The organism is Enterobacter cloacae complex sp. IR5450 (assembly GCF_049238665.1).
Taxonomy (GTDB): Bacteria; Pseudomonadota; Gammaproteobacteria; order Enterobacterales; family Enterobacteriaceae; genus Enterobacter; species Enterobacter hormaechei_C.
Genome location: NZ_JBMKIC010000024.1, coordinates 47,317 through 71,252 on the forward strand (window position 1 = coordinate 47,317; position 23,936 = coordinate 71,252).

Annotated in this window: 20 protein-coding genes and 5 pseudogenes; 19 read left to right on the forward strand and 6 right to left on the reverse strand. The window is 57.4% G+C overall.

What is annotated here, in order from left to right; translation table 11 throughout:
- The first annotated feature begins 157 nt into the window (after positions 1-157).
- Both ACOTYB_RS17230 and ACOTYB_RS17235 read left to right on the forward strand, forming a co-directional pair.
- Positions 158-1,942, forward strand: a complete 1,785-nt coding sequence (locus tag ACOTYB_RS17230) for an ATP-dependent nuclease (protein ID WP_007791092.1) — start codon at positions 158-160, stop codon at positions 1,940-1,942.
- Entirely contained in the window at positions 1,929-3,746 is a 1,818-nt protein-coding gene (locus ACOTYB_RS17235) for an ATP-dependent helicase (protein WP_007791095.1), read from the forward strand. The genes ACOTYB_RS17230 and ACOTYB_RS17235 overlap by 14 nt, the downstream gene beginning before the upstream one ends.
- Positions 3,747-4,061: 315 nt before the next feature.
- On the opposite strand, the gene ACOTYB_RS17240 is transcribed toward ACOTYB_RS17235, so the two are convergent.
- Entirely contained in the window at positions 4,062-4,289 is a 228-nt protein-coding gene (locus ACOTYB_RS17240) for a hypothetical protein (RefSeq protein ID WP_032977009.1), read from the reverse strand.
- A gap of 888 nt (positions 4,290-5,177) precedes the next feature.
- On the opposite strand from ACOTYB_RS17240, the gene ACOTYB_RS17245 reads away from it, so the two are divergent.
- Positions 5,178-7,565 (forward strand): ABC-three component system protein, encoded by a 2,388-nt coding sequence (locus tag ACOTYB_RS17245; RefSeq protein ID WP_409248961.1) that lies wholly within the window; start codon positions 5,178-5,180, stop codon positions 7,563-7,565.
- The gene (locus tag ACOTYB_RS17250) at positions 7,558-7,803 is read left to right on the forward strand and encodes a hypothetical protein (RefSeq protein ID WP_220153598.1); all 246 of its coding nucleotides are present in this window, start codon (positions 7,558-7,560) and stop codon (positions 7,801-7,803) included. The genes ACOTYB_RS17245 and ACOTYB_RS17250 overlap by 8 nt, the downstream gene beginning before the upstream one ends.
- On the opposite strand, the pseudogene ACOTYB_RS17255 reads toward ACOTYB_RS17250, so the two are convergent.
- From ACOTYB_RS17255 to ACOTYB_RS17265, 3 genes and pseudogenes are all read right to left on the reverse strand, one after another.
- Positions 7,787-8,524: pseudogene (locus ACOTYB_RS17255) on the reverse strand (IS256 family transposase); the annotation flags it as partial. The gene ACOTYB_RS17250 and the pseudogene ACOTYB_RS17255 overlap by 17 nt on opposite strands.
- 217 nt (positions 8,525-8,741) lie before the next feature.
- Positions 8,742-8,906 (reverse strand): annotated as a pseudogene (locus ACOTYB_RS17260) (transposase domain-containing protein); the annotation flags it as partial.
- Positions 8,851-9,114, reverse strand: coding sequence for a transposase (locus tag ACOTYB_RS17265; RefSeq protein ID WP_071601456.1), 264 nt, complete (start codon positions 9,112-9,114; stop codon positions 8,851-8,853). The pseudogene ACOTYB_RS17260 and the gene ACOTYB_RS17265, both read right to left, overlap by 56 nt.
- Before the next feature lie 14 nt (positions 9,115-9,128).
- On the opposite strand from ACOTYB_RS17265, the gene ACOTYB_RS17270 reads away from it, so the two are divergent.
- Entirely contained in the window at positions 9,129-9,392 is a 264-nt protein-coding gene (locus ACOTYB_RS17270; RefSeq protein ID WP_001295708.1) for a hypothetical protein, read from the forward strand.
- 228 nt (positions 9,393-9,620) lie between these two features.
- Entirely contained in the window at positions 9,621-9,797 is a 177-nt protein-coding gene (locus ACOTYB_RS17275; protein WP_080601204.1) for a helix-turn-helix domain-containing protein, read from the forward strand.
- Here ACOTYB_RS17275 and ACOTYB_RS17280 read toward each other — a convergent pair.
- Positions 9,781-9,918, reverse strand: coding sequence for an ABC transporter substrate-binding protein (locus ACOTYB_RS17280; RefSeq protein ID WP_074577435.1), 138 nt, complete (start codon positions 9,916-9,918; stop codon positions 9,781-9,783). The genes ACOTYB_RS17275 and ACOTYB_RS17280 overlap by 17 nt on opposite strands.
- Before the next feature lie 18 nt (positions 9,919-9,936).
- Between ACOTYB_RS17280 and hsp20 the strand changes: the two genes are divergently transcribed.
- The 13 genes and pseudogenes from hsp20 to ACOTYB_RS17345 all read left to right on the forward strand — a co-directional run bounded on the left by hsp20 (position 9,937) and on the right by ACOTYB_RS17345 (position 23,514).
- The gene (gene hsp20 / locus ACOTYB_RS17285) at positions 9,937-10,506 is read left to right on the forward strand and encodes a small heat shock protein sHSP20 (protein ID WP_007780320.1); all 570 of its coding nucleotides are present in this window, start codon (positions 9,937-9,939) and stop codon (positions 10,504-10,506) included.
- 105 nt (positions 10,507-10,611) lie between these two features.
- Positions 10,612-13,461 (forward strand): heat shock survival AAA family ATPase ClpK, encoded by a 2,850-nt coding sequence (gene clpK, locus ACOTYB_RS17290; protein WP_032986565.1) that lies wholly within the window; start codon positions 10,612-10,614, stop codon positions 13,459-13,461.
- The gene (locus ACOTYB_RS17295; protein ID WP_001446316.1) at positions 13,461-13,652 is read left to right on the forward strand and encodes a hypothetical protein; all 192 of its coding nucleotides are present in this window, start codon (positions 13,461-13,463) and stop codon (positions 13,650-13,652) included. The genes clpK and ACOTYB_RS17295 overlap by 1 nt, the downstream gene beginning before the upstream one ends.
- A gap of 60 nt (positions 13,653-13,712) precedes the next feature.
- Positions 13,713-15,530: an ATP-dependent zinc metalloprotease FtsH gene (ftsH, locus tag ACOTYB_RS17300; protein WP_220153599.1), complete on the forward strand. Its 1,818-nt coding sequence runs from the start codon at positions 13,713-13,715 to the stop codon at positions 15,528-15,530.
- Between the two features lie 87 nt (positions 15,531-15,617).
- A complete protein-coding gene (hsp20-GI, locus tag ACOTYB_RS17305) occupies positions 15,618-16,076 on the forward strand; it encodes a small heat shock protein sHSP20-GI (protein ID WP_001275372.1) in 459 nt (152 codons plus the stop codon).
- Between the two features lie 22 nt (positions 16,077-16,098).
- Positions 16,099-17,013: a heat resistance protein YfdX1 gene (gene yfdX1, locus ACOTYB_RS17310; protein WP_001022485.1), complete on the forward strand. Its 915-nt coding sequence runs from the start codon at positions 16,099-16,101 to the stop codon at positions 17,011-17,013.
- Between the two features lie 101 nt (positions 17,014-17,114).
- Complete coding sequence (gene yfdX2 / locus ACOTYB_RS17315) at positions 17,115-18,002, forward strand: heat resistance protein YfdX2 (RefSeq protein WP_007791120.1); 888 nt, start codon at positions 17,115-17,117, stop codon at positions 18,000-18,002.
- An 89-nt stretch (positions 18,003-18,091) separates the two neighbouring features.
- Positions 18,092-18,703: a heat resistance membrane protein HdeD-GI gene (gene hdeD-GI, locus ACOTYB_RS17320; protein ID WP_032977015.1), complete on the forward strand. Its 612-nt coding sequence runs from the start codon at positions 18,092-18,094 to the stop codon at positions 18,701-18,703.
- Positions 18,704-18,782: 79 nt separating this feature from the next.
- Positions 18,783-19,922: pseudogene (locus tag ACOTYB_RS17325) on the forward strand (hypothetical protein); the annotation flags it as partial.
- A complete protein-coding gene (trx-GI, locus tag ACOTYB_RS17330; protein ID WP_220153864.1) occupies positions 19,896-20,357 on the forward strand; it encodes a thioredoxin TrxC in 462 nt (153 codons plus the stop codon). The pseudogene ACOTYB_RS17325 and the gene trx-GI, both read left to right, overlap by 27 nt.
- Positions 20,358-20,360: 3 nt before the next feature.
- The gene (gene kefB-GI / locus ACOTYB_RS17335) at positions 20,361-22,070 is read left to right on the forward strand and encodes a cation:proton antiporter (protein ID WP_220153601.1); all 1,710 of its coding nucleotides are present in this window, start codon (positions 20,361-20,363) and stop codon (positions 22,068-22,070) included.
- A 2-nt stretch (positions 22,071-22,072) separates the two neighbouring features.
- Entirely contained in the window at positions 22,073-22,570 is a 498-nt protein-coding gene (gene psiE-GI, locus ACOTYB_RS17340; RefSeq protein WP_032967912.1) for a heat resistance protein PsiE-GI, read from the forward strand.
- A pseudogene (locus tag ACOTYB_RS17345) lies at positions 22,548-23,514 on the forward strand (zinc metalloprotease HtpX). Before psiE-GI ends, ACOTYB_RS17345 begins: the two are co-directional and overlap by 23 nt.
- 64 nt (positions 23,515-23,578) lie before the next feature.
- On the opposite strand, the pseudogene ACOTYB_RS17350 reads toward ACOTYB_RS17345, so the two are convergent.
- Positions 23,579-23,854, reverse strand: a pseudogene (locus tag ACOTYB_RS17350) (serine recombinase); the annotation flags it as partial.
- Positions 23,855-23,936: the final 82 nt, after the last annotated feature.

A 23,936-nucleotide genomic window follows, 5' to 3' on the forward strand; every position in this document is an offset into this window, starting at 1 on the left:
TGGACGCATAGATTTGAACAGCAAAAATGTGCCATGACCAATAACCGTTTTGATCGCTACCGTATCCCTCAGCAGATTTGGTCGTGCCAGGCAGGCTCTTGCGGTTTGAGTGCTACTCTTATTTTTGGAAGATAATCAAAAAGATAGGAAGGCAGTAATGCGGATTTCCCGAATCCGGTTAATTAATTTCGCCAACTTCTCCGATGTTGATGTTGAAACGGGTGAGAGTATTGTTATTGTTGGTGAAAACAAGGTTGGCAAGAGCAATTTTATTCGCGGCCTGCAGCTGATTCTTGACCCAGGGTTGTCTGAGCGTGACCGTCAACTGGGTTTTGAACATTTTTGGGATGGATTGGGCGAAGACAAATTGGGGGAGACCATCGAAATTTCATTGGATCTTACTGATTTCACTGACGATCCCCGATTGATGGCTCATCTGAATGACTGTGTCCTAAATCCGGGACCTCCGATGGTGGCCCGTCTTACCTACCGCTTTCAGCCCAAAGCCGAGTTAAATCGAGCTCCTGAATCGTTAAAAGATTATGAGTATGTGATCTTTGGTGGTGCTGATCCTGACATGCATATTGGTGGTGCGTTTCGCCGTATGTTGCCCATCGATGTTCAAGGCGCGTTGCGTGATGCCGAGAAGGATCTTTCAAGCTGGCGTAATTCACCCTTAAGACCGCTTATTGAAGAACTGTCCGCATCTCTGGACGACGAGACTCGTGAGGAGATTCAAACTCAGGTTGATGAGGCTCAACGGGAACTGGCTGATCATGATGAGGTGGCAGCGACAGCCGAACGAATTAGCCAAAGGTTGATTGCTATCGCAGGTGAGCAACATGCCGTTCCGGTATCGCTCGGACTTGCACCGACTCGCGTTGATGTGCTGCTACGTAGCCTGCGTTTGCTGCTTGATAGTGGCATTCGTGGCATTGGCGATGCCAGTCTGGGGACGGCGAATCTGATTTTTCTGGCCCTGAAAAGCCTCGAACTTGATCGTCTTGTTGATAATGGAGAACGAGACCATACGTTTTTCGTCGTCGAGGAGCCGGAAGCACACTTGCATCCGCACGTACAGCGTCTGGTCTACCGTTATTTCCTGGGTACTGACGGGGAGAATGGTGATGAAGGGACGCCGCTGACAACGATCCTGACCACCCATTCCCCACATATTGCCAGCGTCACACCAATCAGATCCATCGTCTTGCTGCGCCATGATCCGGAGGAAGGGAAGACGATTGCGGTTTCAACGGCAAACGCACCGTTTACTCCGCGGGACGAAAATGATCTGCAGCGCTATATCGACGTCACCCGCGGCGAAATATTTTTTTCACGTGGTGTGATCCTGGTGGAAGGAGATGCCGAACGCTTTCTTGTCCCGGCATTCGCCGATGCTCTTAATATTCCCCTCGATATGCTTGGGATCACAGTGTGTTCGATCGGTGGAACAAATTTCACTCCGTATGTGAAGCTCTTGGGGCCACGGGGGCTTAATATTCCGCACGTGATTCTGACAGACCGCGATCCTATGGAGAACGGCCCTCCACTAGTTCGTAGGCGGTTCATCAATATTCTCGAGGTGCTTGAGGAGGATGTTGAGCATGATGGTATGGATGATGATGAGGTGATTGAGCTTGCCGGGGAGTATGGATGCTTCGTCAATGAGACCACTCTGGAGCCAGAGCTGTTTACCGGTGGACTGGGCGAAGCCATGAAGTCGGTGATCGAGCAGGAATTGTCTCCTAGACGAGCTACTCTGAACAGGATACAGACTTGGGTGGATGACTCGAACCAGCTTGATAATGTCCGGTTGTTGGAACTAATTGAGCGAATTGGCAAAGGGCGGTTCGCCCAGGCGCTGGCACCTTTGGTGTCGGAGGATGTATGCCCGGATTACATTCGTGAAGCACTGGAGTATATCTGCGATGCCGTCACGTAGTGTCAGTGCAGCCTACTTAGCTCAGGCTGCCGAGCTGGTTGGGAATCCGGGCCAGTTAGCCGCGTATCACTCCCAGGGACACTGCGTGGTGCTCGCGGGGCCTGGGAGTGGTAAGACAAAGACGCTTGTGCTGAAGCTGGCCCGAATCCTGGCTGAGGATGTTCAAGCTCCACGTGGTGCGGCATGTATCACATATAGCCAAGAATGCGCACGCGAGCTAACCCGTCGTCTCGAAGCGCTGGGGCTCAGAGAGGCACCGAATCTCTTTATTGGAACCGTTCATGGGTTCTGCTTGCGCCATCTGTTGATGCCCTATGGACGACTGGCCGATCTGCCAATCCCATTTCCGCTGTCAGTAGCGTCTCAGCGCGAGAGCGAACGGTTACTTAGACAATCTGGTGACCGTCTCTTTGGTGCAAACCATCCCTATAAGGCTATGGATCTCGGACGGCATCGCCGTTCGGTGTTGAATCGCAACAGCGTTGCTTGGCGTGCAGAGGAGGAACTCGCTGCATGGGCCGAGGCCTACGAAGCGGCATTGCGGCAGCAAGGACTAATAGACTACGACGATATGGTGATATTCGGCCAGCGTCTGATCATTGAGCATGATTGGGTTCTGCCCCTAGTACAGGCGAAATTTCCGATCCTTGCGGTGGATGAATATCAGGATTTGGGCGTGGCGCTTCACCGTATGGTTAAACGCCTGGCTTTCGAGGGAGGCGTACGCTTATTTGCTGTGGGTGATGCAGACCAATCGATTTACGGTTTCACTGGTGCCGATGGTGCGTTACTCCTAGAACTGGCAGGCAGGGGAGACGTTGAAACAGTTCGGCTCCAGTTGAACTATAGATCAGGGGCGGGCATCGTCAATGCATCGGAGATGGTGTTGGGTGAGGTTCGTGGTTATCGAGCAAACGACCCGAACCGCCAGACAACCATTGCGTTCCAGCTGTGCCCGGATGGTTTGGTGGATCAGGCTGTCCATGCTGTCGCGCAAATTATTCCTGCTGCGTTGGCTGCTAAGCCGGGTCGAACGCTGGGTGACATCGCCATTCTGTACAAGGACTACCGTGCAGGCGATGTGGTAGCCGATGCTGTGACCGCTGGCGGTTTTGATTACATTCGTGTGGACACCGCAGCACCTTATCGCAAGGTTGCCTTGACGAACTGGGTAGAGGATTGCGCGGCATGGTGTGCTGGCGGTTGGCGTATCGGGCGCCCTCAACTGCGCGGATTGATAGACCGTTATCTGGCATTTCATCGGGCAAGGCTGGATGATGCGTGCGCCCGGCGTAAAGGGCAGGAGTTAACCAGGCTGCTTTGGGTACTTCGTGCCGACCAATATCCTGCGTGCGATTTTGTCGCGTCGTTGCGCAATGGTCTCGTTGATTCCCTGCTGGCAACTGAACCGACGCTTTCTGATCAGGGTGAGCAAATAGATCGCATGACTGCTGCACTTGCCGAAGGCGGTGCGTTAGCGATGCTGGATATCACGAGCCTAGGTGGTCGTGACGGTTCACCCGAGCACCTCAATTTGCTGACACTTCACTCAGCCAAAGGTTGCGAATATGACGTGGTCATCATGGTCGGCTTAGATCTGGGGAATTTGCCGTGGCGTAATGAGACGCCAGAGAAGCTGCGTGAAAGCCGTCGTCTTTTCTATGTGGGGCTGACCCGCGCACGGGACGAAGTGCATATGCTGTATTCCGGTTTTGTTGACGGTCGCTATGGCCCTATGCGTCTGGGGCGTTCCCCATTTCTGGATGAACTGGAGGCGCGAATGCGAGGGGCAGGTTTACGATAGTCGAGAATAAATGCGTTATCGAATCTGTGTACAGCCAGTAAAACAAAACGCCGGTAATCGCGCCACTTTCCAATGCTCCAGCTAAGGAAAAATGCATCAAAATTAATTCAAGGTGCGAGCTGAGGGCCTCAGATGCTTGAAGAGATGTTCGTACAAAGATTTAGATAGCCTTCGTAAGGTTAGTCTGACCCGCTATCTTTTCTTTCATTGTCCACTACTTGAACAGAATGGGCGAGCTCACTGGGTTGAAGATCCGCTATATACCAAAAGCGGAAGTAGCTAACAGGCACTTAGCGTTGATTAACAGGGAGCAGGTCAATTTGTAACGCCCCTGCTTATAATGATCACGAGGTCAGAGAAAATACGGATGACATTCTCCTCGTTGTACAGAAGTCCATCGCCTTCGGCAACGATAAACTGCGCGGCGCGGGATGCAAGGATGGTCAGACGTTTTGTGTTCTGACTCTCATATAGGATCCCTTTGACGCTGAAAAACAGGGCACTGATCTGTGCATCGGGTAATCGCGGGTCTTCCGGCGTCATTTATTCGCGTCGTCGTGATAACGGTTTCGACCCCTGCAAGGGAGTGCAACAGGGGTTCATTGAGTTTGAGCCTATGATTCGGGATCGTAAAGATGTGTCTGGCGGACAAATTGTGACGTTCTAGCATCGCCCGTAGTTTATATACCAGTTAGTGGTGATTATTGTCGCGGATACGCGGATAATTATCGTTCCAGACTATACTGATTATGCCCTGTTTAGAGGTAATCTGGTTAAGCAGGGAAAATAAAAAGTATTTTTTGTGACTGATTAAGAAAAAAGAGTGGTGTTATTCTATCGCAATGTGGGTTTTTTGTAAGTGACAATCAATGTTTAGAAATTCAAAGAAATTAATATTATCTAAAGCTAATTCTTTGATGTTTTTAATCCGTCATTGCGCACTCTCCTGTCATCATTTTTTTGCTTAAGTATTGCTATTTGCAATTAATAATTGATTGGTAATCATAATGGCGATTCAATGCATGCTGACTAAATACGTTTTCAGGCTCTAAATTTAAACGAACGTCTTTGCTGATAAAAGAGGGTGCAATAGTAAATTAACGATTCCTCATGACTTATTACGCATTGAGATGGATTAGTGAGTCGTTCTCGCCAGCTTTATTTGACTGTAGGGAGAAGCTGAAAGGTTAGTCGCGCTGCCCGGGCCGTCACAGGTTTTAACCCGAATGCGCTCCAACGTATTGATTTAGCATTGGCAACTTCTAATCTCGCAAGGACCTGCCAGGCATTAAAACATGGCGTGCGGTAAATACCCCGTTACTGAAGGCGATGAAATTCTGAGCATTTCAGGCTTTGTACCCGGCTTAATTGGGAGTAAAGTATCTTAAAATGACACAAAAAATAGTGACTACGTTGTCTGAGGGATGGTAAATGGACGCCAGTATTCGTATTTACAGCGATGAAGACGATGATCGGGAAAGAGCGCTGGCTCACAACAATGCCCGGGATATTTATGCTCATGACTGCGGACAGTTGCCTTTTGGTACGCTTGACCCCAGAGCATTCGAATTAATTGTCCGAGATTTATTTGATGAGAAAAAGGTTGAGGCGAACTGGGACTGGTATGACACGGCCTTTCGGATAAACGATGGATCCGATAACGGTATCGACGTTCAACTGATGAAAGACCAAGTGATTGCGGGCATCGTGCAATGTAAACGATACAGTTCGAAAGCGTTTACCATGCCAGAAGTTCGCGATGAGTGGATAAAAATCTGCCTGCGCAGCCTGATCTTAAGTGATTTGCTTCCTCCTGACGGTCTCCCATTTCGCTATATTTTGGTGGTTTCTGATAACGTCAACGGCGAAACACAACAGTATTTCAAGCGAAATAGTACTGCGCTGGCCGATTTTATCAACCGGAAAACGGATTACGTTAAAGCACTAGTTGCCGTCCGGAACAAATATGCGTTGCTCAAAAACTCCTCGCAGCTTAAGAAAAAAACCGGAGAGGAATTATATGACATGGTGCATCCGCAGTTTGAGCGACTGAAAATTGAGCTTTACACCCGTGAATCGCTCTCGCCACTTGTGCGTGCGTCCGACAACCTCATGGGCATCTATTTTCGCCGTGAAGTGTATTTTTCTCAAAAGAGCGTTCTGGATTTTTTCCGGGAGGTGTATCCAGGGGGAGCTATCGCGTCGGATGTACGAGCAATACATGCGGAAAACGTTTATACCCATTACGGAAATGAAAACCTGTTATCCGCAGGGCGGCTGAACGCATTTATTTTTCCGGCGGGCGAAAAACTTCCTGTGCGTATGCTGGGGGATTTCCTAAAAGAGAAAATGCCCGAGGTGGCTGGAAACTACCCGATTATGCTGCTCTGTCCCGCGAATGCTTTTGACCCTGCTGACCAGGGCTCCATTGATGCGCTTATCAGTGACTGTCAGGGCACTGTTATCTTACAGGCAGGCTGCGGCATCGTGCCCGGTACCGTGCTAAACACCTGGAAAAACGACGGCTGGCTTTGTGCTGACAGCGTGGAGCTTTTCCCGGAAAGGGCTCAGTATCAGGCTGGTTGGTGCTGGATAAGGTCTGGTGCGGGCGATATTCATCGCTTTATTTTACTGGAAACCTGCGACTGCGATGACACGCTGAGATATGCAGGGCGCGCGCTTCGCCTAGCGTTTAATGATGTCAATCTCTGGCCCGTTCTGAACACAGATTATTACACCCCGGCCGGTTCTTCCGGCACGGTACTGGATGACCGTCTATCTCTGAGCATTGCTGATGACGGTCACCGGCGGCCCAATGTTCTTCTGGTCTCATCATCCTGTGCGCTGACGCAGGAGCGTTTTAATGCACAAATCCGTCGTTTTGAGAGCCTGCGTCAGAAGCGTTTTCTGGGGGTCATTTTCTGCCATCAGTCCTTGGTGGAGATTACGGATGGCATACGTCATGCCTCCGGCATTTATCCTGCCAGTGCAAGTTGTGATCTTTTGCATGCCGATAACGGGCCGATACCGGCCCTGTTAATCCGGGACAAGGGCGTCACCTGTGCGATGTTCTGCCTTCGGCTTAATTCGGCGGACGATGAATTTGTCGCGACATTTTGTTACCTGTGGCAATGGCACAATGGGTGTTTTTACGAGGTAGAGGATGGTATACAGCTTGAGCTTCAGCGGGTGCTACTGGATCCGTTTACCGATCCCCCTCAATGGCTTGTGCAAGAGGGGGTGAATGCATTTCGCCACGCGCTGGTTACCTGTAACCCCCCTTATGCCAGCTATTTTGTTCATTATGCATTGAGTGGGCCCAGGTCCTATGTCTATCCGCAGGTGAACACATTCCTTCAGCAGCGCCGGGGTATGCGTAAAGTGATCAGAGCGCTCAGCTACCTTTCCATGCACCCCAGCGTCAGTTGGAATGGTAATCATGCCGTGACTGGTCATCTTTTATGGAACGGTGAGGGGATACCTGAGTCAGTGATGGGATGGTTGCCTGATGAAATGAGTGACACGCAGGTTGACGCCATACTGACCCGGTGGATACAGGATGGGGGCCAGCATTGCGACCTGAGCGTGTTTGCTGATGTGGAAGATGACCTGCCTTCACACGGTCGTTCAATCCGACAGGACCTGACCCGTGCCAATATTGCTGAACCCGCGGCGGAGGCGGACTCTTTCGCAGTGCCACGTTCTACGCGTAGAGCCTGGCTTTTCCCCCTTAATCCTCTGCTCAGCCGGACGCGAAATGACGATCCGGCTGAGCTTGAGCGCTATCTGAGCAATTTATGGACGGTAAAAAATGGATAGTCTGATTGCTGAATTTGAAACAAAAGCTGCCTTCGCCGGATTCTTCAGGAAAACACTGCCAGAGGAATACCTTGAGAGTTTTTCTGAAGGCAGTCTTTACTGGGAATCCGAATATGCATGCATGCTGCTGTGGCCTTTAAACACGAAGCCTGACCAGATGGAAAGAGAATTGATCGTCAGCGAAAGGATTGCGGACGCTATGGCCCGGGCTCGTGAAGGCACGGGTAGACGGCATTAATCGCTTCCGGGAAGCCTTTCAGGCCGTCCACACAGGCGATAAGGATATCGTTCAGCCCGCGATTTTTCAGTTCCGTCAGTACATTCAGCCAGAACTTTGCACCTTCATTTTCGGCCAGCCACATACCTGGCAGCTCTTTCTGACCATCAAGGTTAATACCCAGAGCCAGGAACACCGCTCTGTTGATAACCCGGCTGTCCTGCCGTACTTTCAGGACAATACAGTCAAGATAAACAATGGGATAAATCGCATCCAGAGGACGGTTTTGCCATTCTACAACCTGGTCGATTGCGGCATCGGTGACTTTCGATATCAGCGCCGGAGAGACGTCTGCATCGTACATTTCTTTGAAGACTGAGGTAATTTCGCGGGTAGTCATCCCTCTGGCATACAGCGCCAGGATCTGGTTGTCCATGCCGGTAATGCGGGTCTGATTTTTCTTCACCAGTTGTGGTTCGAAGGAACCATCACGATCACGTGGAGTACGTAATTCCATCGGCCCGTCGGTAGTGGTGACGGTTTTCGTGGAATAGCCATTACGGGAGTTGGTTCCCGATTTGGGCTGATTTTTTTCATGTCCCAGATGGTGAGTCAGTTCAGCGTTGAGAGCAGCCTCAACACTGATTTTCTTGAGCAGGCGATCGAACTGACTGAGATCTTCAGGGGTTTTGAGATTTTTGGCCAGTTCGTTAGCCAGAGCCTGCAATTGTTTGTCGTCCATAATTTAACCTTCATTTGATGTTGAATTGAACATATCAAAATCAGGCAATTACACAAATCTATGTACAGGCTCGCACCTGGGCTTGCCTGACTGACCGCAGGCCGGCGACGACAAGGTGGAAAAGTTCGGCGTGTGGCTCTGGCGGCAACGATCCCGCGAAGGGCGGACGGTGCTTGAGCTGTTGAACGTAAGCATGCGGGCAAACCGTCTTGCGCGACTATGCCGGATGCCACCTATGCGGCAGCAGCTCTGCAATCTCACTAGCTCGCTGCGTCGGCAACCGTCTCAGCACATCCTTGAGATAGGCATACGGATCGTGCCCATTATTACGGGCCGACTGGATCAAACTCATGATCGGAACAGCGCGCTTGAGCATGCGAACCCGCGCCGAGCATTTGAGAAGGCAACGGGATGAACGCTGGCTGGATAGCCGTGGTTTTCTGGGTAAGCAGGCGAATCCATTTGTGGACGAGGTTGGCATTGAGGCTGTAGCCCAAGGCGATGTTTGCGATGGAGGCACCGGGTTCAGAACACTCCTGAATGACCTGAGCCTTGAAAGATTTGCTGTAGGTACGGCGCTGAGGGCGCATGGAAAATCCGCTTGATGGGCCATGGCCTTCGGCGGCGGTGTCGGGAAGGTGTGTTGGCCGGACGGATACTGTTGAACTACGTTGTCTGGGGCAACGGAAGTGTTTCGGCCCGACTCTGGAACGCGATCCGCAGCGACGACTGGGCAATTCCGCACGTTGGCCTGAGCAGCCTCGGGGAAATCGTCGTCTGGGCGCGCCCAGACGAGTTTCCGCCAAGGAACATGCAGACAAGCAAGGGGCTGCGGGCACTCGGCTACAACGTGAGGATCGGTGTTTGATCGAGGCGCCTGTGGCACACGCAGGCTGACGAGCCAGGCGCTGTCCATTGCCTGATCAGGCCGCCCCCCTGTGCCTTGCCTGAGCAGTTGACCTGCATCAATGGGGCGGGAGAACGCTGTACATTCACTCTTGACTCTTGAAGTTTGTCAAGGTAGGTCTAATATTACAAAGTATTGCAAGGATTTCCTTGGCCGGAACCGCAAAGCGACGCGATTGGAGAGGGTGAGATGAAAGCGCACCTACAGGTGATTTTCACGCTCGATGAATTGGCTGCGTACTTGAAAGTCGGCAAGCGGACGTTTTATCGGCTCGCCGCACACGGGGAAATTCCGGCTTTCAAGGTGGGCGGGACGTGGCGACTTCGTCAAAGTGAAATCGATCAGTGCATCAATGATCAGACCTGAGCCGGAGCAAAGAAGGAGGTGATGTGCAAGCGTGAACAGCAGAAGTCATCCGAGCAGCCCGTGTCGCCTGGGCGCACTGCCCGTCGCAGCAGGCAAAGGGCTTGAGTAACTCGTTTTCCAATTTTTCTGGAGGTATGACATGGACATCGATTTCAAGAAGTTGGCTCCCTGGAACTGGTTCAAGAACGAGCAGCAAGAGCAGCAGACCGCCTCTTCCCTGCCGGTGCAGCGTAATGACCTGCCAGCGGCGAGCGGGTCAGTCAGCCCGATCCTGCAACTGCATCGGGAAATCGACCGGCTGTTCGATGACGCATTCCGGGGCTTCGGTTTTCCGGCGTTGAACATGCCGCAGTGGCCATCCGATTGGTCGGGCATGCTGAAGCCGGCCCTGGACATCCAGGAAACCGACAAGCAGTACAAGATTGCCCTGGAAGTGCCCGGTGTCGAGGAGAAGGACATCCAGATCACCCTCGACAACGACGTGCTGATGGTGCGTGGCGAGAAGCGCCAGGAACAGGAGAAGAAGGAAGGTGGCTTCCACCGTGTGGAGCGCTCCTACGGCAGCTTTCAGCGTGCCTTGAACCTGCCTGACGACGCCAACCAGGATTCGATCAAGGCATCGTTCAAGAACGGGGTGCTCACGGTCACGATCGACAAGCGCGAGGTCAGCGCGCCGAAGCAGGGACGCTCGATCCCGATCAACGGCTGACGTCGTCGGCTCGTTCGTCACAAGAAAAACCCGGCCCGAGACGAGGTGTCGCGGCTCGCGATGCCTCGTCGCCTCAACCTTGTCAACCTTCTCAGGAGCATCAGCATGGCCAGAAAACAATGCCAGGTCTGCGGCCAACCCGCCACCGTGCGGGTGGAAGCCAATCTCAACGGTCGTCACAGCACCATGCTGTTGTGCGACGACCATTACCGGCAATTAGTGCGCCAGCAAAAGCGCACCGTTTCGCCGCTGGAAGCCTTGTTCGGTTCGCGCAGCGGCCTGTTCGAGGACTTCCTCGGCAGTGACTTCTTCCGCATCGGCGACGACGCGACGCCAGTTGCCGCCGATACCGATGACGTGGTCGATGCCTCGTTTGGCGAGCCCGCCGCCGCAGGTTCGGGTGCGCCGCGCCGTCGCGGCAGTGGGCTGGCCAGCCGCATCAGCGAACAGTCGGAAGCCTTGTTGCAGGAGGCCGCCAAACACGCTGCCGAATTTGGCCGCTCCGAGGTGGATACCGAACATCTGCTGCTGGCGCTGGCCGACAGCGACGTGGTCAAGACCACCCTGGGTCAGTTCAAGATCAAGGTCGATGACCTCAAGCGGCAGATCGAGTCTGAGGCCAAGCGCGGGGACAAGCCCTTCGAGGGCGAGATCGGCGTGTCGCCGCGCGTGAAGGATGCGCTCAGCCGCGCCTTCGTGGCCTCCAATGAACTCGGCCATTCTTATGTCGGTCCAGAGCATTTCCTGATCGGTCTGGCCGAGGAAGGCGAAGGGCTGGCCGCCAACCTGCTGCGCCGCTACGGCCTGACGCCGCAGGCGCTGCGCCAACAGGTCAGCAAGGTGGTCGGCAAGGGCGCCGAGGATGGCCGCGCTGAGACGCCGACCAACACGCCAGAACTCGACAAGTACTCGCGCGACCTGACCAAGATGGCGCGCGACGGCAAGCTCGACCCGGTGATCGGCCGCGCGCAGGAGATCGAAACCACCATCGAGGTGCTGGCCCGGCGCAAGAAGAACAACCCGGTGCTGATCGGCGAGCCGGGTGTGGGCAAGACCGCCATCGTCGAAGGGCTGGCGCAGCGCATGGTGGCGGGTGAAGTGCCCGAGACCTTGCGCGACAAGCGCCTGGTGGAACTCAACATCAACGCCATGGTGGCCGGCGCCAAATATCGCGGCGAGTTCGAGGAGCGCGTGCAGAAGGTGCTGAAGGAGGTGACCGAGCACCAGGGCGAGCTGATTTTGTTCATCGACGAGGTGCACACCATCGTCGGTGCCGGCCAGGGCGGTGGCGAAGGCGGGCTGGACGTGGCCAACGTGTTCAAACCGATGATGGCGCGCGGTGAACTCAACCTGATCGGCGCCACGACGCTGAACGAGTACCAGAAATACATCGAGAAGGATGCCGCACTGGAGCGGCGCTTCCAGCCGGTGACGGTGCCCGAGCCGACGGTGGCCCAGGCCATCATGATTCTGCGCGGCCTGCGCGACACCTTCGAGGCGCACCACAAGGTCAGCATCTCCGAGGACGCGATCATCGCGGCGGCCGAGTTGTCCGACCGCTACATCACGGCGCGCTTCCTGCCGGACAAGGCGATCGACCTGCTCGACCAGGCGGCCGCGCGCGTGAAGCTGTCGGCCACGGCCCGGCCGGTGGCCGTGCAGGAGCTGGAGTCCGAACTGTACCAGCTGCGGCGTGAACAGGATTACGTGGCCGCGCGCAAGCAGTACGACCAGGCCGCCGAGCTCGGCAAGCGCATCGAAGCCAAGGAGGCCGAGCTCAAGAAGCTCGTCGAGGACTGGGAGCGGGAGCGGGCCTCCGGCAGTGCCGAGGTCAAGGCGGAACACGTGGCGCAGATCGTCTCGCGCCTGACCGGCATCCCGGTTAACGAGTTGACGGTGGAAGAGCGCGAAAAGCTGCTGCACTTGGAACAACGGCTGCACGAGCGCCTGGTGGGACAAGACGAAGCGGTCCGTGCCGTGGCCGATGCCGTGCGGCTGTCCCGCGCCGGCCTGCGCGAAGGCAGCAAACCGGTGGCTACCTTCCTGTTTCTGGGCCCGACCGGGGTGGGCAAGACCGAGCTCGCCAAGGCATTGGCCGAATCGATCTACGGCGATGAGCACGCCCTGTTGCGCATCGACATGTCGGAATATGGCGAACGCCATACCGTGGCGCGGCTGGTGGGCGCGCCTCCGGGCTATGTCGGTTACGACGAAGGCGGTCAGCTCACCGAGAAGGTGCGGCGCAAGCCCTACAGCGTGCTGCTGCTCGACGAGATCGAGAAGGCACACCCTGACGTCTACAACATCCTGCTGCAAGTGTTCGACGACGGTCGCCTCACCGACGGCAAGGGCCGGGTGGTGGATTTCACCAACACCATCATCATCGCCACGTCCAACCTGGGTTCGGACATCATCCAGCGACGGCTGAAGGCGCGTGGGGCGGCTGGCGAGGAGTACGAAAAGACCAAGGCCGAGGTCATGGACGTGCTGCGCGGCCACTTCCGGCCCGAGTTCCTCAACCGCATCGACGAGATCATCGTCTTCCATGCGCTGGGCAAGGAGGAGATCCGCCACATCGTCGGCCTGCAGCTCGATCGCGTGGCGCGCAGCGCCGCCAGCCAGGGCGTGACGCTCACTTTCGATCAGACGCTCATCGACCATTTCGCGGAAGAAGGCTACAAGCCCGAGTTCGGTGCGCGTGAACTCAAGCGCCTGATCCGCAGCGAGCTGGAAACTGCGCTGGCGCGCGAGATGCTCGGTGGCAGCATCGGCAAGGGCGATCACGCCAGCGCACGCTGGGACGACAAGGCCGAACGCGTGGTGTTCGAACGCAAAGAGCCACCGCAGACCCCGGCCGAGCCGGAGCAGCCGGATGTCGCGAAGGCGACCGAGACGCCGCACGGCGACGCTGGCAAAGGCTCGCGCAAGAAGAAGTCGGCGAGCGACGCATCTTGATGGCGGGCGAGGCTGCCGTGTCCGACCCCATCGGCCTGGCATGGGCAGCCTCCCTGGCATCGATCGCGGTGGCGGTCGTGGCCGCGGGTCACGCGGTCGTCTACAAGCGTGATCCGCGGTCGGCCACGCCGTGGGGGCTGCTCATCAGCGGCGGCACTGCCCTCCCGCTCGCTGGCCATCCGTTTGCGTGACGGTACGGCCCGTCTGTTCACCTGATCCTGTGGCAACTCGACTTTCGAGGAACAAGGCCCATGGAAAAAAAGAATCAATGGAATACCGGCTACTGGATCGTTGCCCTCCTGCTGTTGCTGAGTTTGCAGAGCTACTGGCAGACGGCGAAAACCGTCGAGCCGGTGCCCTACAGCGAGTTCGAGAAGGCGCTGGACGAGGGGCGCGTGGCCGAAGTGCTGGTGTCGGATCGTACGGTGACCGGGCGCCTGAAGTCGCCGGACAGCCGGGGCAAGACGACGATCGTGGCAACGAGGGTCGAACCCGATCTTGCCGATCGCCTGTCGAAGTACGACGTGCCCTATGCCCGCGTGTTGGAGAGCACCTGGCTGCGCGATGTACTGTCGTGGATCCTGCCAGCGGTATCCTTCTTTGGCGTCTGGTTCTTCCTGTTCCGCCGCTTCGCCGAGAAGCAGGGCATGGGCGGGTTTCTCAACATCGGTAAGAGCCGCGCCAAGATGTTCGTGGAAAAGAACACCGTTGTGACGTTCGCCGATGTGGCGGGGGGGGATGAGGCCAAGGCGGAGCTGGTCGAGATCGTCGATTTCCTGAAGAATCCGCAGGACTATGGCCGTCTCGGGGCGCGCATTCCCAAGTGCGTGTTGCTGGTCGGTCCACCGGGCACCGGCAAGACATTGCTGGCCAAGGCTGTTGCCGGCGAGGCGGCGGTGCCCTTCTTCTCCATCTCCGGATCAGAGTTTGTCGAGATGTTCGTCGGCGTGGGTGCGGCCCGTGTGCGCGACCTGCGCGACCTGTTCGAGCAGGCCCGCGGGCAGGCGCCGGCCATCATCTTCATCGACGAGCTCGATGCGCTGGGCCGCGCGCGCGGCGTCGGCGGCCCCATCGGCGGCCACGACGAGCGCGAGCAGACCCTCAACCAGCTGCTCACGGAGATGGACGGCTTCGACAGCTCGGTCGGGCTGATCATCCTCGCCGCCACCAACAGCCCCGAAATCCTCGACCAGGCGCTGCTGCGTGCCGGCCGCTTCGACCGCCAGGTGCTGGTGGACCGGCCCGACAAGAAGGGGCGGCTGGACATCCTGAAGGTTCATGTCAAGAAGGTGACGCTGGCCCAGGATGTAGACCTCGAACAGGTAGCCGCACTGACCACGGGCTTTTCCGGCGCGGACCTCGCCAATCTGGTCAACGAGGCGGCGCTGGCGGCGAGGAGACGCCGTGCGTCCGCCGTGGAATTGCAGGACTTCACCGCGACCATCGAGCGCATCGTGGCGGGCCTGGAAAAGAAGAGCCGCATGCTCAATCCCAAGGAGCGGGAAACCGTGGCCCATCACGAGATGGGCCATGCGCTGGTGCTGCCCGAAACCGACCCCGTACACAAGATCTCGATTATCCCGCGCGGCATCGGCGCGCTGGGCTACACCTTGCAGCGCCCCACCGAAGACCGCTTCCTGATGACGCGTACCGATCTCGAGCACAAGATCGCCGTACTGCTGGGCGGGCGTGCCGCCGAAAAGCTGGTGTTCGGCGAGTTGTCTACCGGGGCGGCGGACGATCTGGCGCGAGCCACCGACATCGCCCGCGACATGATCACCCGCTTTGGCATGGACGAGGGCCTGGGCTACATCGCCTTCGAGGCGCAGCGGCCCCGCTTTCTCTATACACCGGAACTGGCCCACGGCGGTTGCCGGGTGGCCGAATCGACCCAGGCGCGCATCGATCAGGCTATCCGCGACATCGTGATGGGCGTGTTCGAGCACGCCTACCGGATTCTCGACATCAACCGCGCGGTGCTGGAGCGCTGTGCGCGCGAGCTGCTGGCGCGGGAAACGCTCGACGAAAGCGATATCCGTCAATTGACTCAAGGACTTGTTCGGAACTGAAAACAGTAGTAGGTGCCATTCAGAGTAAACCGACGGCTCTGTTCAGTGCGTCATCCAATTCGTCGGCATTGTTCAAGGAGAACCGATATGTCTGCATTGACTCCGTGGGACCCCTTCCGGGAACTGGATGAATTGCAAAACCGCCTGGCGACGATGTTCGGACGAATACCCCAGCGACAGGGCGCCCGTACCGGCAACGAAGCCATGACCACGGCGGACTGGGCACCAATGGCGGACATCAGCGAGGATGAGAACGCATTCCTCCTCAAGCTGGATCTGCCGGAGGTCCCCAAGGATGCCGTGCGCGTCAGCGCGGAAAACGGTGTGCTCACCATCAGCGGCGAGCGCAAACTGGAAAAAGAGGAGCAGGGCAAGAAGTTCCACCGCATCGAACGTGCCTATGGCCGCTTTGTGCGCAGCTTTGTCTTGCCTGACAACGTTGATCCGACCAAGGTGACGGCTTCCATGAAAGACGGCGTGCTGGAAGTGCGGCTTGTCAAGGCCGAGCAAGCCAAACCGAAACAGATTGAAATCTCAGTCAACTAACTTCAATCAAGAGCCCAAGATCATGAATATCAAACAGCCACAATACACCTTCTCCGCACTTGCCCTGGCGGTCGTCGTCGGACTGAGCGGACCGGCTCTGGCCCAATCGGCGGCAGGTTCTAGCCCAGGTGCTGCAGCACCCTCTGCCGCATCCAAGGCGGCACAGCCACAGGTAGATGACAAGGCCGCCCGGGAAGCCGATAAAAAGCGTGCCGAGCTCACTCAAGACGCCATCACGGCGCTCACCAAGACCCAGGAGGCTTTGACCCTCCTTGATGCAAAGAAGACCAAGGAGGCGCTTGCTGCGCTGGAACTGGCCAGCGGAAAGCTGGAACTGGTATTGGCACGCGACGCCAAACTTGCTTTGGCGCCGGTCGATGTACGCGTCATCACCCACGATATCCACGCCAACGTGGAATCGGTAAAGAAAGCGGTCAAGTTGTCTCGGGAGTTGTTGGGTGATGGCGAGGTGCAAAAGGCCCGGCCCATCGTTGCCAATCTGGCCAGCGAAATCGTAATCCAAACCGACAACCTTCCGATGGCAACGTACCCGGCAGCGATCAAGTCGGCCGCACGGCTCATCGACAGCGGCAAGATCGACAACGCCAAAGCGGAACTCGCCCGAGCACTGAACACGCTGGTGGTGACCTCGGTCGCCTTTCCTCTGCCCGTGCTACGGGCCGAAGCCGCGATGGCAAAAGCTGAAAAGCTGGCCGAGACCGACAGGCGCGATGCCAAGCAGAACGAGGAGCTCAGCACCTTGCTGTCGTCCGTGCGCACGGAGATCGAGATGGCGCAGATCCTGGGTTATGGCAAGAAGGCGGACTTCAAACCCATCTTCGATCAGGTGAAGTCCATTGAGCAAAAGTCGGCTGGTGGCAAAAGCGGCAAGGGATGGTTCGACGAGTTGAAGACGCGCATCCAAAAGCTATTTTGAGGTGATGAAGGGCTGACTGCTCTGTCGGTCAGTCTCGCGATGTTCGCATTCAGCCCCAATAGATTCGCCTATTTTCACTATCTCATACGAGGCATATCACCATGAATGAGCAAACACCGAATCCCAATGCGACGAACGAAGGAAAAAACGAACAGGCCGCGGTAAGCAGCCTTCCTGTCAGTCCAGAGTCCAAGCCTGAAGTCGTCACGGAGGTACAGCCTGAGGTTCAGAAAGAAACGGACTCGCAGGCGGCAGACAAACGTAAACAAGTCCTCGATGAGGCAGTCTCGGCCTTGTCGCTGACCAAATCAGCGCTGGCCGCACTTGACGGCAAGGACACTGCACGCGCATTGGCAACGCTGGCCGAAGTGACGGGAAAGCTGGAGCTGATCGTCGCGCGCGAACCCACGCTCGCCCTGGCCGGCGTTGATGTGCGCACCATCGTGCACGACTTGTTCGCCAACACGGAAACCATTGAGGCGATGACCGACGAGGCGCTGGATGCCCTCAAACATGGCGAGGTGCAACAGGCTCGCCACGTGCTGGCTTTGCTGGCCAGTGAAATCGTGATCACGGTCACCAACATCCCTTTGGCGTCCTATCCCGCAGCCGTGAAGGCAGTCGTGCCGCTGATCGATCAGGGCAAGATCGAAGAAGCCAAAGCCGCGCTGCAGTCAGCGCTCAGCACGCTGGTCGAGGAGCGCAGCGTGCTTCCGCTGCCCGTCCTGCGTGCGAAGCTGCTCCTGAAGCGCGCCGAGCCCCTGGTAGAAGATGGTCAGCGCAGCGAAGCATCCAATGAGCGCCTGGAGACATTGTTGAACGAAGCCCGGCAGCAGTTGGAAATGGCAGAACTGCTGGGCTATGGAAAAAGGAAGGACTTTGAGCCCCTGTACGCTGAACTCAAGAAAATCAAGGAAAAGACGGGAGGGGGAGGCTGCGGAAAAGGCTGGCTCGATGAAGTCAAGGCAAAACTGTCCAAGTTGTTCTGAAACCGCTGGAGAGGGGGCGCATAGCGCCCCCTCTCTTGTCCCATGAGTGTTTGATTTTTTATTTTGTATAGATCTTTAGGAGATATTGCATGAACACAGACACCATCGCCAATTCCAATGCGGATGACCCCACCAAAGCACTGTGTTCGCTGAGCCAAAATTGGTGGCTTTTTGTGCTGCGCGGTGTCTTGGCATTGATTTTTGCAGCCCTCGCGTTCTGGATGCCACAATCGGCTCTGTTGGCCATGACCATCATGTTCGGCGCATTTTCCTTGGTCAATGGCGCGTTCAACTTGTTTGCAGCGGTGCGCCATATCCAGAAAAAAGAGCGCTGGGGCTGGCTGCTGTTCAGCGGCATTGTCGGCATACTTACGGGCGTCGTCGTCCTGGTTGCTCCTTGGGTCGCCACGATAGTCTTGGCTTCTTTTTTATGGGCTAGCGTGGGCTTCTGGGCGATTTTCACCGGTGTGCTGGAGATATCCGCCGCCGTTCGGCTGCGTCGGGAAATCAAGGGTGAAATCTGGCTTGCCCTCAGTGGACTGCTCTCGATTATCCTTGGTGCTATCGTCTTGTGGATATTTTTTACCCGTCCGGTCGAGTCATTCGTGGCCGCAGGCTGGCTGTTGGGTTTCCATGCGGCAGTCTATGGCGTCACGCTTTTGTTCTTGAGTTGGGGTCTTCGCAAAACGCGCCTGGGGTAAGAGCGTGCCAAACCAAAATCTATGGATATGAGCATCCTCGATTCATGCCTCCATAGAAATGACATCGAAGGAGTCATACATGCAGATACAATATAGCTATCGAGCTATCGACAAAGAGTTTCATGAACCTTGGCAGAGAGCTTTGGGAAATGTGATCGAGCACGCCCTCAAGCCATTGCTCGACAAACACACTAAAGATTCAGCGCGACTTCAAATCGTCCTTGATCGCGACAAGATCAAGCGGCAATTTCTGGCCAGTGGCTATATGCACCTGCCCGGCAAAAAGATTGTCAGCGTTACTGCATCACATGACGAGCTGACGCCCCTCGCGCAGATGCTCGCACAGTCGTTGTTCCGTCAGGCCAAGAAGCATTTTGACCGACTGCATGCTCAGGATCAAATCAAGCGCAAAGCACGACGCGAGCGCTTGCGCGAGCTCAAGGTGCGGATTGCCGCAAAACCCGCATCAGCCGCCCATGAGGCCGAGGTGACCCGAATGCCTCTACTGTCGAAACTTGAGGCTGTCGCAAGGCGTGAGCTGGCTTATCTGCGGGCCGTCGGCGATTTACCGCGCGATTATCCGACGCTGCGCGACGTGGTGGATGAAGCGATTGTCCGAGCTAAGGTGGAATGGCAATCCGTACCGGGGGAAAAAGAGGCTTACACCGGTCTTTTGAAGCATCTGTTCGCCGTCCTGGATAACGAAGTGGCAAGCAGCCGGCAATTTGGCGAATTCGTTTCTCTGGACGCGCCGGTCGAACCGGATGCCCAAGACGTGGCCGAGGCCATGGTGGAAGAGGAAATCTTCGAATTTTATCAGCATGATGACACACTCAAGCTGGCCGATATTTTCGCTGGCAGTCAACATCCCGATGTCGCAACGATCACGGAACAGGAGGAGCTGATTGATCGGTCGAGCGAGTTCGCTTTTGCATTTGACCTGCTGAAGGACATGCCGCGTTTGTGGCGGCGCATTTTTCTGCTTATCCGTGTGGACGGGCTGAATGCCAGCAGCGTCTCTGAAATCCTGCTGATTCCTAGTAAGGAAGATGCTGTCCGAAGGTGGCTCATGCAGGCCGAAGCATTCATCGCTGCTCATCTGGAAGAGGCCGGAGTAAGCAAAAACGGGAACGATTGGCTCCAAGGCGTTGATTGGTCGGCATTGTCTGTGACCCGAAGCGAGGCAGCCTCACTGTGGTCCAAGGAGGCGAACCATGAGAATGAGCTTCACCTCGTCTGCCCGCATTGCCAGTCCATCAACCGCGTACCGACTGCGAAGCTATCGGAACATCCCAACTGTGGCCGCTGCCAGCAGCCCTTGTTCACGGGCGAGCCCATCGAGTTGACCACGGCGACGTTCTCGCGCCACGTGGAGCGCAGCGATCTGCCGCTGCTGGTCGATTTCTGGGCGCCATGGTGCGGGCCGTGCAAGATGATGGCGCCACAGTTCCAGCAAGCGGCACACCAGCTCGAACCGAGGATCCGGCTGGCGAAGGTGAATACCGAGGCTGAGCCCCACCTGGCCGCGCAGTTCGGTATCCGCAGCATCCCGACGCTCGCCCTGTTCCAGGGTGGGCGGGAGATCGCCCGTCAGGCCGGCGTGATGGGCGCGCAGGACATCGTGCGCTGGACGTCGACGCAAGTGGGACGCTGACCGATGCAGGGCTTGCTCGGCACTACGCTAATCCTGCTGGCGGCTTGCAGCCTGGCGGCGATGGCGACGGCGGCGTTCAGAGTGCCCGCCTTGCTGGGGTATCTCTCTGTCGGCGTTGTACTGGGCCCCTCAGTCATCGGCGTGATCGCGCCGGGGGAGACGCTGAGCTTTCTGTCCGAGCTGGGCGTGGCGCTGCTGTTGTTCATGGTCGGACTGGAATTCTCCCTCGGAGACTTCTGGCTCGCCCGCAGGACGGTGCTGATGGCGGGCGCTCTGCAGATGATCGCCGTTGCCCCGCCGCTGATCCTGGTATTGATGTGGCTGGGGCAGCCCGGCCAGAGCGCCGCGCTGCTCGGCACTGCGGCGGCCATGTCGTCCACGGCGCTGGTCAGCCGACAACTGGCCGACCAAGGCGAGCTCACCACCCGCCACGGACGCAGTGCCATCGCCGTGCTGGTCTTTCAGGACCTGGCCAGCGTGCCCCTGCTGGCCTTGCTGGCGATCTGGGCGCGCGGCGAGTCGCCGAAGATCGAGCATGTGCTGCTCGAAGTATTCGGTGTGCTGCTGCTGTTCGCGGCAGCGGCCCTCGCCTCGCGCCGTCTGTTGCATGGCCTGCTGGGCTGGGTGGCGCGGCGGGGCCACGAGGAATCGTTCGTGCTCGTCTCCTTGTGCGTGGTGGTGGCTGCCGCCGCCGCTGCGCACGCGGTCGGCGTATCCGCCGCCCTGGGGGCCTTCCTCGCCGGGATGGTGCTGGGCGAGAGCGACTTCCGGCACCACATGGAAAGCCACCTCAGGCCGTTTCGCGATGTGTTGTCGGGCGTGTTCTTCGTGACCATCGGCCTGCAACTGGACGCAGCACAGATTCTTTCGGCACCGCTGGCGGTGCTGGCGTGGCTGGTGGTGCTGGTACCGGTCAAGATCCTGCTCAATACACTGGCCTTGCGGGCGACGCGCCTGTCCGCCCTCGATGCCTGGCGCACGGGCATAGCGTTGGGGCACGGCGGCGAGTTCGCCCTGCTGTTGTTGGGCACGGTCTTGCAGCAGCATCTGATCCCCGCGACCGTCGTCCAACCCATGCTGGTCGCGCTGGTGCTCAGCATGGCCCTGGCACCGCTACTGATCCGCCATCACGATGTACTTGCCCGGTTCTTGAGCCGCACCGGCGGCGTCATTCAGCCACCCCAGGCTGAAGAAGTCGAGATCGCCGCGCAGACGACGCGATATCGAGACCATGTCATCGTTTGCGGCGCGGGCGAGCTTGGCCTGATAGTCAGCGAGATTCTTCGCCACGCCGGCGTGGCGCATCTGCTGCTGGAGGCGGACGCGCAGAAGGTCGAGGCCGCGCGTGCCGCCGGCGCGCCGGTGTTCCATGGCGATGCCAGTCGGCCCGATACCTTGCTGGCTGCCGGCTTGACGCATGCGCACTTGGTGGTGCTGACGTTCGCCCATGCCCAGCAAGCGTTGCGCATCGCCCAGGCGATTGCCGAGCGCCGTCCGGCGCTAACCTTGTGGGTGTCATGCAGAAGTACGACCGCGGCCGATGCATTTCGCGCCATGCCTAACGTGCGCGTGTATCAGCAATCCTTTGCCGCAGCTATTGGGCTGGCGGAACAGGTGATGTCGACGCTTGGCATGTCGACCGAGTTGATTGAAGGACGCATCAGCGCAATGCGCCGCCGTCTCGACAGCAGCCGTTTTCCAGGGAGTTCATAGTCATGAAATCAAAACGCCTTAACCCATTTCAGGTCTTGCGTGACCAATTGGCCATCATGAGTTTTTACGAGCGCTTCGAGCAGGTCGTCGCGCTCGTGCTGTCGGCGGTGATCGCCGTCATCATCGTGGTGTCGCTGTTCCAGCTCATCTCCATCGTCTTCACGCTGCTGGTTCTCGATGCCTTCAATCCCCTGGACCACAAGGTATTCCAGAGCGTGTTCGGCATGATCATGACGCTCTTGATCGCGATGGAGTTCAAGCATTCCATCGTGCGCGTGGCGCTGCGTCGGGACAGCATCATCCAGGTCAAGACGGTGGTCCTGATCGCGCTGATCGCACTCTCCCGCAAGTTCGTGATCCTCGACTCCGACGCGAGCCCCGCAAAGATAGCCGCGCTGGCAAGCGCCACGCTGGCTCTGGGTGCGACCTACTGGCTGCTGCGCAAGCGCGGCGACCGCGCCGCCGAGACCTCTGAGCATGACCCGTCATCATCCCAGTGATCCGCGCACGGCGCTCTTGCAACACCGCTGGCTCAACCGCCTGCAGACCGGGCTGTTGGTCCTGACCATGGTCGGGATCGCAGCCGCAGCAGGGAGACTGCCGTTTGGGGAAGGCTGCCTGTGGCTCGCGCTGTTTGCCGTTGCAGGTGCGTTGCTGCTGGAACCGGTAGCCGCGTCGGCGCTGAGCTTGCGCCTGTACCGCGTACGGGCCTTGCACCCGCAAGAAGCCCACGAGATGTGGGCCCTGTTGCGCGAGCTGCCCGCCCGTGCCGGTTTGCCCGCCACGCCGGTGCCGCACTATGTGCCCAGTGCCGTCGTCAACGCCTTCGCCACCGGGATCGAAGCAGGAGGCATCGATCGCCCTCACCGATGGCCTGCTGCGCAGCCTGAGCCCACGCGAGCTGGCGGGTGTGCTCGTGCACGAGGTCGCGCACATCGCTAATGAGGATCTGCGTGTCATGGGGCTGGCGGATTCCAACAGTCGCCTCACGAGCCTACTGGCCCTTATGGGACAGATCGCGATCCTGCTCAGCCTGCCCGCGCAGCTGGTTGGCGCGGCGGAGGTCTATTGGCCTGGTCTATTGTTATTGGCCGCATCGCCCCAGCTGGCCCTGCTCGCACAGCTCGGCTTGTCTCGCGTTCGTGAGTTCGACGCTGACCGCCTTGCGGCGGAACTGACTGGCGACCCGCAGGGGCTGGCGTCCGCGCTGGCGAAAATCGCGCGGGTCAGCCGCTCCTGGCGTGCCTGGCTATTGCCGGGATGGGGCAATCCCGAGCCCTCCTGCTTGCGCACGCGTCCGGCAACGCAAGAGCGCATCGCACGCCTGCTGACGTTGGCGCCTGGGCCAGCATCAGCGTTGCCACTCCGCGCGCCCCATTTTTTGCCGGAATCCGCTTTGGCGACGCGCCCACCGCGCTGGCGCCCGAGCGGGCTGTGGCGCTGATTGCCCATCAACAGGAGACGTCGGGGTCTGAAGCCCAATGGAACGAAAACGTACGCTAAGCTTCTTACCCCGCTGAACGCTCACCTGCCAACTTCTTAGCAACGCGAATTACTGTACGATCTGAAACATTGGTAAGTTTGGCGGTATCACTGATACTCAACTTATTGATAACTCGTAGCTGATAGATTTTTTCGTGTAGATCTGAATCGGCTTGTCGCCCTCTGTATTTCCCTTCCTCTTTGGCTTTCTTTATTCCTTCAGCCTGACGACGGCGGCGATCTTGGTAATCTTTTCTCGCGATAGCAGCTAGCATATCCATCATCATGCTATTTATCGCTTTGAATCGCCACAGGTTTAACAGACACCTCAGAGTCATTTAAGATGACTTAAAGAGAGGTACCCATGAGCGGTAAGCGTTATCC

Bases quoted from the DNA above. Each gene is read 5' to 3' on its own strand.
- hsp20 (WP_007780320.1), top strand. From the start codon at position 9,937: ATGGACATCGATTTCAAGAAGTTGGCTCCCTGGAACTGGTTCAAGAAC.
- ACOTYB_RS17250 (WP_220153598.1), top strand. From the start codon at position 7,558: ATGGATAGTCTGATTGCTGAATTTGAAACAAAAGCTGCCTTCGCCGGA.
- ftsH (WP_220153599.1), top strand. From the start codon at position 13,713: ATGGAAAAAAAGAATCAATGGAATACCGGCTACTGGATCGTTGCCCTC.
- ACOTYB_RS17235 (WP_007791095.1), top strand. From the start codon at position 1,929: ATGCCGTCACGTAGTGTCAGTGCAGCCTACTTAGCTCAGGCTGCCGAG.
- yfdX2 (WP_007791120.1), top strand. From the start codon at position 17,115: ATGAATGAGCAAACACCGAATCCCAATGCGACGAACGAAGGAAAAAAC.
- ACOTYB_RS17295 (WP_001446316.1), top strand. From the start codon at position 13,461: ATGGCGGGCGAGGCTGCCGTGTCCGACCCCATCGGCCTGGCATGGGCA.
- hdeD-GI (WP_032977015.1), top strand. From the start codon at position 18,092: ATGAACACAGACACCATCGCCAATTCCAATGCGGATGACCCCACCAAA.
- ACOTYB_RS17270 (WP_001295708.1), top strand. From the start codon at position 9,129: ATGGGCCATGGCCTTCGGCGGCGGTGTCGGGAAGGTGTGTTGGCCGGA.
- ACOTYB_RS17240 (WP_032977009.1), bottom strand. From the start codon at position 4,289: ATGACGCCGGAAGACCCGCGATTACCCGATGCACAGATCAGTGCCCTG.
- yfdX1 (WP_001022485.1), top strand. From the start codon at position 16,099: ATGAATATCAAACAGCCACAATACACCTTCTCCGCACTTGCCCTGGCG.
- clpK (WP_032986565.1), top strand. From the start codon at position 10,612: ATGGCCAGAAAACAATGCCAGGTCTGCGGCCAACCCGCCACCGTGCGG.
- ACOTYB_RS17275 (WP_080601204.1), top strand. From the start codon at position 9,621: ATGAAAGCGCACCTACAGGTGATTTTCACGCTCGATGAATTGGCTGCG.
- hsp20-GI (WP_001275372.1), top strand. From the start codon at position 15,618: ATGTCTGCATTGACTCCGTGGGACCCCTTCCGGGAACTGGATGAATTG.
- ACOTYB_RS17245 (WP_409248961.1), top strand. From the start codon at position 5,178: ATGGACGCCAGTATTCGTATTTACAGCGATGAAGACGATGATCGGGAA.
- kefB-GI (WP_220153601.1), top strand. From the start codon at position 20,361: ATGCAGGGCTTGCTCGGCACTACGCTAATCCTGCTGGCGGCTTGCAGC.
- ACOTYB_RS17230 (WP_007791092.1), top strand. From the start codon at position 158: ATGCGGATTTCCCGAATCCGGTTAATTAATTTCGCCAACTTCTCCGAT.
- psiE-GI (WP_032967912.1), top strand. From the start codon at position 22,073: ATGAAATCAAAACGCCTTAACCCATTTCAGGTCTTGCGTGACCAATTG.
- ACOTYB_RS17265 (WP_071601456.1), bottom strand. From the start codon at position 9,114: ATGCGCCCTCAGCGCCGTACCTACAGCAAATCTTTCAAGGCTCAGGTC.